This window comes from Streptomyces sp. NPDC048383, assembly GCF_040651775.1.
Taxonomy (GTDB): domain Bacteria; phylum Actinomycetota; class Actinomycetes; order Streptomycetales; family Streptomycetaceae; genus Streptomyces.
The window spans coordinates 1-7,803 of record NZ_JBEZKS010000117.1; the positions used below are offsets into that span (position 1 = coordinate 1).

Annotated in this window: 2 protein-coding genes; both read left to right on the forward strand. The window is 72.9% G+C overall.

Features of this window, described 5'->3' with window-relative positions:
- The first annotated feature begins 8 nt into the window (after positions 1-8).
- The gene (locus tag AB0D46_RS37985) at positions 9-2,723 is read left to right on the forward strand and encodes a condensation domain-containing protein (RefSeq protein WP_362884605.1); all 2,715 of its coding nucleotides are present in this window, start codon (positions 9-11) and stop codon (positions 2,721-2,723) included.
- On the forward strand, positions 2,720-7,803 hold a 5,084-nt coding region (locus AB0D46_RS37990; RefSeq protein WP_362884603.1), incomplete at its 3' end, for an amino acid adenylation domain-containing protein. The genes AB0D46_RS37985 and AB0D46_RS37990, both read left to right, overlap by 4 nt.

Here is a 7,803-nt window from a genome sequence, read left to right on the forward strand (position 1 = left end):
AGTTGTGCATGGGGTTGTTGTCCGGTGGTGCGTTGGTGGTGGCGGGTGCGGATGGGTTGTTGCCGGGTGAGCCGTTGGCGGGGACGTTGCGGTCGTATCGGGTGACGCATGCGACGTTGCCGCCGGTGGTGTTGGCGGCGATGGACGCGGGTGGGGATCTGTTGTCGGGTGGGACGTTGGTGTCGGCGGGTGAGGCGTTGTCGGGTGAGGTGGTGGCCCGTTGGTCCGTCGGTCGTGATCTGTTCAACGCGTACGGTCCCACCGAAACCACCGTCTGCGCGTCCATGAGCCGTGCGCTCACCGCGGCGGACACGGTGGTGCCGATCGGCAGCCCGGTCATCAACAGCCGGCTCTACGTCCTCGACGCCCGCCTGCGACCGGTACCGGCCGGTGTCATCGGCGAGCTGTACCTCGCCGGCGCGAGCCTGGCCCGCGGTTATCTCGGTCGTCCGGGGTTGACCGCGGAGCGGTTCGTGGCGGCTCCGTTCGGTGCGGTCGGGGAGCGGATGTACCGGACCGGTGACCTGGTGCGGTGGGGGGCGGACGGGCAGTTGGAGTACGTGGCGCGGGCCGACGACCAGGTGAAGATCCGCGGGTTCCGTATCGAGCTCGGCGAGGTCGAGGCGCGGTTGGCGCGGCACGGGAGTGTCGGTCAGGTCGCTCTGATGGTCCGTGAGGACGTTCCGGGGGTGAAACAGCTCGTCGGATACGTCGTTCCGCGCGGTGGGCAGGACGTCGATCCGGCGGAGTTGCGCGCGTACGTCGCCGAGGCGTTGCCCGATTACATGGTTCCGGCGGCGATCGTGGTGCTGGCGGAGTTCGCGCAGACGCCGAACGGGAAGCTGGACCGCAAAGCACTACCGGCCCCCGATCTGTCGGTGTCCACCTCCGGTGGCCGTCAGGCCCGTACGGACCGGGAGGAGGCCCTCGGGGCCATCTTCAAGGAACTCCTCGGTCTGTCCTCCGTCGGGATCGACGACAGTTTCTTCGACCTCGGTGGCGACAGCATCATGTCCATCCAGCTCGTCAGCCGGGCCCGCCGAGCCGGACTGGTCATCACCCCGCGTCAGGTGTTCGAGCACAAGAACGTCGCCGCCCTCGCGGCTGCCTCCGGCCGCCTGGACCAGGTCGTCGGCGAAGGCCCCGACCTCGGCATCGGCGAGGTGCCGCTCACCCCGACCATGCACTGGCTCCGCGAACGCGGCGGACCCATCGGCCGGTTCAACCAGTCCACGCTCCTCCAGGCACCCGCCGGCCTGACCGAGGACCGGCTCACCGCCGCCCTCCAGATCCTCCTCGACCACCACGACGCCCTGCGCGCCCGACTGGTCCGGGACACCGGCAGCTGGCGGTTCGAGGTGCCCGAGCGGGGCACCGTCGACGCGACCGGGCGGGTACTGCGGGTGGACGCCGCCGGACTCGACGCCCCCGCCCTGCGCACCCTGACCTCCGCGCAGAGCGAAGCCGCCTGGGGCCGCATCGACCCCGACACCGGAGTGATGCTCCAGGCCGTCTGGTTCGACGCCGGAACCGACGCACCCGGCCGGCTGCTCCTCGTCGCCCACCACCTCGTCGTCGACAACGTGTCCTGGCAGGTCCTGATCCCCGACCTCGCGGCCACCTGCGACGCCCTCGCCGAGGGCCGCGAGCCGGCGCTCCAGCCGACCGGCACCTCGTTCCGGCGCTGGGCCGAGCACCTGGTGGAACTCGCCCACAAGCCCGAACGGGTTGCCGAACTCCCGCTCTGGGAGGCGGTACTGGAGGAACCGGACGCACTGCTCGGCGATCGTCCGCTCGACCCGGGCCAGGACGTGTTCGCCACCATGCGGTTCCTGACCACGAACGAGGAGCCCGAGCACGTCGCCCCGCTGCTGACCTCGCTGCCCGCCGCCTACCACGCCGGCGTCAACGACGTCCTGCTCACCGCGCTCGCCCTCGCCGTCGCCGACTGGCGGGCGGGCAGGGGGGAGGAGGACGAGAGCGCCGTCCTGGTCGACCTCGAAGGACACGGCCGCGCGGACGTCATCGAAGGCGTGGACCTCTCCCGCACCGTCGGCTGGTTCACCAGCCTCCACCCGGTCCGGATCGACCCCGGCCCGCGCGACCCGGCCGAACTCGACCTCGGCGGGGACGCCGTCGGCGAAGCCCTCAAGGCGGTCAAGGAACAACTGCGGGCCCTGCCCGACCACGGCCTCGGCCACGGATTGCTGCGCCATCTCAACCACGACACCCGGGAAGTCCTGCGGGACCTGCCCGGACCGCAGATCAGCTTCAACTACCTGGGCAGGTCGGCCCCGGCCGGCAACGGCGCGAGCGCGCCCTGGACACCGGTCGCCGACGCCGACATGGTCGGCGGCGCCGACCTCGAAGGCGGCCGGCCCGACCCGCAGACCCCGCTGACCCACGCCCTCGCCGTCAACGCGATGACCGAGGACCACCCCGACGGGCCGCGCCTGCTGCTCGTCTGGTCCTGGCCGCAGACCCTGCTGCGCGAACAGGACGTCAAGGAACTGACCGCGTGCTTCTCACGCGCCGTGCGGGCGCTGGCCGCGCACGCCGCGCACGCCGGCATCGGTGGGCTCACCCCGTCGGACCTCTCGCTGGTCCGGCTCAGCCAGGACGAGCTCGACGCCTTCACCTCGGGCATCGGGCCGGTCGCCCCGGATGACTGGGACGACGAGGACGAGGACGACTTCACCGACGAATGGGAGATGGCCAAGTGAGCAGGTCCACGATCGAGGACGTCCTTCCGCTGTCACCCCTGCAGGAAGGCATGCTCTTCCAGGCGCTGTACGACGAGGAAGGGCCGGACCTCTACGTCCACCAACTCCTCCTCGACCTGGAGGGCCCGCTCGACAGCCGCGCACTGCGACTCGCGGCGCGCTCGCTCCTGAAGCGGCACGCCAACCTGCGCGTCGGATTCCGCCACGACAGCTCCACCGAGCCCGTCCAACTGGTCCACAGCCGCGTCAACGTGCCCTGGGAACAGATCGACCTCAGCGCCCTGGACGAGGACAAACGACAGGCCGAACTCGCCCGGCACGCGGACGAGGACCGGGCCCGCGGCTTCGACCTGACCCGCCCGCCGCTGCTGAGGTTCACCGTCTTCCGCCTCGGCCCGGACCGGTTCCGGCTGATGCTGACCAAGCATCACATCCTCATGGACGGCTGGTCGGTGCCCGTCCTGGTGCGCGAGCTGTTCGAGCTGTACGGGAGCAAGGGCGACCCGGTCGTGCTGCGCCCGGTCACCCCGTACCGCGACTACCTCGCCTGGATCGCCACCCAGGACGCGGACACGGCGCGCGAGGCCTGGCAGTCGGCGCTGGCCGACATCGACGAGCCGACCCTGGTCTCCCCGGTCGACCGCGGTCGCGGCCTGGTGCGACCAGGCTGGCTCCGGCACGAGGTGCCGGTGGAGATCACCAGCGGCCTGCTCGCCCTGGCCCGCAGCCGCTCGCTGACCGTCAACACCGTCGTCCAGGGCGTCTGGGGCCTGCTGCTGTCCACCCTCACCGGCCGCGACGACGTCGTCTTCGGCGCCATCGTCTCGGGCCGCCCGCCGGAGATACCCGGCGTGGACACCATGGTCGGCCTGTTCATCAACACCCTCCCGGTCCGCGTCCGGTTCCGGCCGCAGGAGACGCTGCTGGCCGCCCTCACCCGGCTCCAGGACGAGCAGTCGGAGCTGCTGGCCCACCAGCACGTCCGGCTGACCGACGTCCAGCAGCTCTCCGGCCACCAGGAGCTGTTCGACACCACCCTCGTCTACCAGAACTACCCCGTCGACCCGACCACCGAGGAACTCGTCGTCGACGGAGTCCGGTTCAGCGGTGTCGACGGCCGCGACGGCGCGCACTACCCGCTCAACCTGGCGGCCGGCCTGATGGGCGACGACCTGCACCTGCGCCTGTGCTACGCCCCCGATCTGTTCGACGAGCAGGCCGCCAAGGCCGTCCTCGACCGGCTCGTACGCCTGCTGACGGCCGTCGTCGCCGACCCCGAGCAGCCCGTCGGCCGCGTCGACGTCCTCACCCCGGCCGAGCGCCGGCGCATCCTCGGCGACTGGAACGACAGCGCCCGCGACATCACCCCGCGGACCCTCCCGGAGCTGTTCGCCGCCCGTGTCACCGAGCAGCCCGACGCCCCCGCGCTGCTCTTCCGGGACACCACCCTCACGTACGCCGAACTCGACTCCCGCGCCAACCGCCTGGCCCGCCGGCTGATCGACGAGGGCGTCGGACCCGAACAGTTCGTCGCCGTGTCCGTGCCCCGCTCGGTGGAACTGATCATCGCCCTGTGGGCCGTGCTCAAGGCGGGCGCGGGCTACCTCCCGCTCGACCCCGAGTACCCGGTCGACCGCCTCGCGTTCATGGTGGAGGACGCCCGGCCGAGCCTGCTGATCACCACCGGGGCCACCTCCCGGCTGCTCGGCGACGCCGCCGGGGACACCCCGCAGCTGGTGCTCGACGCCCCGGAGACCGCCCGCGCGCTCGGCGCGTACGACAGCGCCGACATCACGGACGCCGACCGCGTCGCACCCCTGACCACCACCCACCCCATGTACATCATCTACACCTCGGGATCCACGGGGCGCCCCAAGGGCGTCGTCGTCCCGCACCACGGCCTCGCCAGCCTCGTCGCGACGCAGGCCGACGCCGTCCAGGCCGGCCCCGGCAGCCGGGTGCTGCAGTTCGCCTCGGTCAGCTTCGACGCCGGCTTCTGGGACATCTCCATGGGCCTGCTCTCGGGCGCCGCCCTCGTCCTCGGCCCCGCCGACGACCTGCTGCCCGGCGACCCCCTGGCCGACCTCGTCCGCCGGCACCGCGTCACCCACGCCACCCTGCCGCCGGTGGCCCTCGCCTCACTGCCCGCCGGACAGGACGTGCTCGCCGGCGCCACCCTCGTCTCCACCGGCGACGCCTGCACCCCCGAGCTCGTCGCCCGCTGGGCGCCCGGCCGCCGACTGCTCAACGGCTACGGCCCCACCGAGACCACCGTCGGCGCCACCATGAGCGGCCCGCTCGGCGTCGGCGGCACCCCGCCGATCGGCAGCCCCTTCGTGAACTCGCAGGTGTACGTACTGGACCGCTGGCTGCGCCCGGTCCCGCCCGGCGCCGTCGGCGAGATGTACATCGCCGGTACGGGTCTCGCCCGCGGCTACCTCAAGCGGCCCGGGCTGACCGCGGAGCGGTTCGTCGCCAACCCCTTCGGCGCGGCCGGAACCCGCCTCTACCGCTCCGGCGACCTCGGGAGGTGGCGCGCCGACGGCCGCCTGGAGTTCGCGGGCCGCGCCGACCACCAGGTCAAGGTCCGCGGCTTCCGGATCGAGCTCGGCGAGATCGAGTCGGTGCTCGCCGGCCACGACAGCGTCCGCCACGCCGCGGTGATCGTGCGCGAGGACGAGCCGGGCGACAAGCGCGTCGTGGCGTACGTGATCGCCGCCGAGGACCGGCCGGCCGACCCGGACACGCTGCGCGCGCACATCGCCGCCTCGCTGCCCGAGTTCATGGTCCCCGCCGCGACCGTCGTCCTCGACGAGTTCCCGCTCACCCCCAACGGCAAAGTGGACCGCAAGGCGCTGCCCGCACCCGAGCTGGCCGGATCCACCACCGGACGGGCCCCCGAGACCCCCGAGGAGGAAGCGCTGGTCGCGCTCTTCGCCGAAGTCCTGGGGATCGAGCACATCGGCGTCGACGACAGCTTCTTCACCCTCGGCGGCCACTCGCTGCTCGCCACCCGCCTGGTCAGCAGGATCCGCTCCGACCTCGGCGTCGAACTCGCCATCCGTTCCCTGTTCGAGGCACCCACCCCGGCCGAACTCGGCCGACGCGTCGCCGCCGCGGGCGGGGCCCGGCCGCCGCTGCGCGCGGGTACCCGGCCCGAAACCGTGCCCCTGTCCTTCGCCCAGCGCCGGCTCTGGTTCCTGGGCCGGATGGAGGGCCCCGGCGCCACCTACAACATCCCGCTCGCGGTCCGGCTCCGGGGCACCGTCGACCACACGGCCCTCGACGCCGCCCTCGCCGACGTGGTCGCCCGCCACGAGAGCCTCCGTACGGTCTTCCCCGCGCCCGACGGCGAACCCCGCCAGCAGGTGCTGCCCGCCGCAGCCGCCCCCGTCGCGTTCGCCTTCACCACGACCACCGAGGACCGGCTCCCCGCCCTGCTGGACGCGCGGGCCGGCCGCGGCTTCGACCTCGCCGTGGACCTCCCGCTGCGCGCCGAGCTGTTCACCGTGGCTCCGCAGGAACATGTGATGCTCCTGGTGATCCACCACATCGCCACCGACGGCTGGTCGATGGCCCCGTTCGCCCGCGACCTGGCCACCGCCTACGAAGCCCGGACCGCCGGCCGGGCACCGGCCTTCACCCCGCTGCCGGTGCAGTACGCCGACTACGCGCTGTGGCAGCGCGAGGTCCTCGGCGACGAGGACGACGCACGCAGCGTCGCCGCCCAGCAGCTCGACTACTGGCGCCGCACCCTGGACGGCCTGCCCGAGCAGCTGGACCTGCCCACCGACCGGCCCCGCCCCGCGGTCCTCGGCAACAGCGGAGCGGGCGTGACCTTCTCCCTGGACGCCCGGCTGCACGCCCGCCTGGCGCGCCTCGCCCACGACGGCCGGGCCAGCATGTTCATGGTCCTCCAGGCCGGGTTCGCCGCTCTGTTCGGCGCGCTCGGCGCGGGCAGCGACATCCCGATCGGCACCCCCGTGGCCGGCCGCACCGACGACGCGCTTGACGACCTCGTCGGGTTCTTCGTCAACACCCTGGTCCTGCGCACCGACACCTCCGGCGACCCCACCTTCCGCGAGCTGGTGGCCCGGGTGCGGGAGACCGACCTCGCCGCGTACGGCCACCAGGACATGCCGTTCGAGCGGCTGGTCGAGGTGCTCAACCCGACCCGGTCGCTGGCCCGGCACCCCCTCTTCCAGGTCCTGCTGTCCGTGCACAACAACACCGAGGCCGAACTGCGGATGCCGGGGCTGACCGCGAGCGCCCACGCCGCGGACAACCACGTCGCCAAGTTCGACCTGGAAGGACACCTGGGCGAACGGTTCGACGCCGCGGGATCGCCCGCCGGCATCGACGGCGTCCTGCAGTACAACACCGACCTCTACGACCGGGCCACCGTCGAGCTCCTGCTGGAACGGCTGGTGCGACTGCTCACCGCGGTCACCGACCGTCCGGACGAGCCGATCGGCCGGGCCGACGTGCTGGAGCCCGCCGAGCGGCAGCAGGTTCTGCACGGATGGAACGCCACGGCCGAGCCCGTGCCCGACACCACCCTGACGGAGCTGCTGGCCGGGCAGGCGGCGCGCACCCCGGACGCCGAGGCCCTGCGCTTCGAGGGCAGCTCCCTGACCTACGCCGAGCTGCACGCCCGCGCCGACCGCCTCGCCCACGTCCTGCGCGGGCGCGGCGTCGGACCGGAGAGCGTGGTGGCGCTGGCCGTGCCGCGCTCGGTCGAGCTGGTGGTCTCGCTGCTGGCCGTCCTCAAGGCGGGCGGGGCCTACCTCCCGGTGGACCCCGACCACCCGGCCGACCGCATCGCGTTCATGCTCGCGGACGCCGCCCCGACCCTCCTGCTGACGACCGCGGCGACCGCGCCCCGGCTCCCGGCCGACCCGGCCGTGCCCCACCTGCTCGTCGACGGGGCGGACCTGGCCGCACCGGTTCCCGCCGAGGCCGCCGGGGCCGTGGAACCTGCCGCCGACCATCCGGCGTACGTGATCTACACGTCGGGGTCGACGGGTCGTCCCAAGGGGGTGGTGGTTTCCCATCGGGGGATCGTGAACCGGTTGCTGTG

Coding starts and splice junctions, on each gene's coding strand:
- AB0D46_RS37985 (WP_362884605.1), top strand. CDS start 9: ATGGGGTTGTTGTCCGGTGGTGCGTTGGTGGTGGCGGGTGCGGATGGG.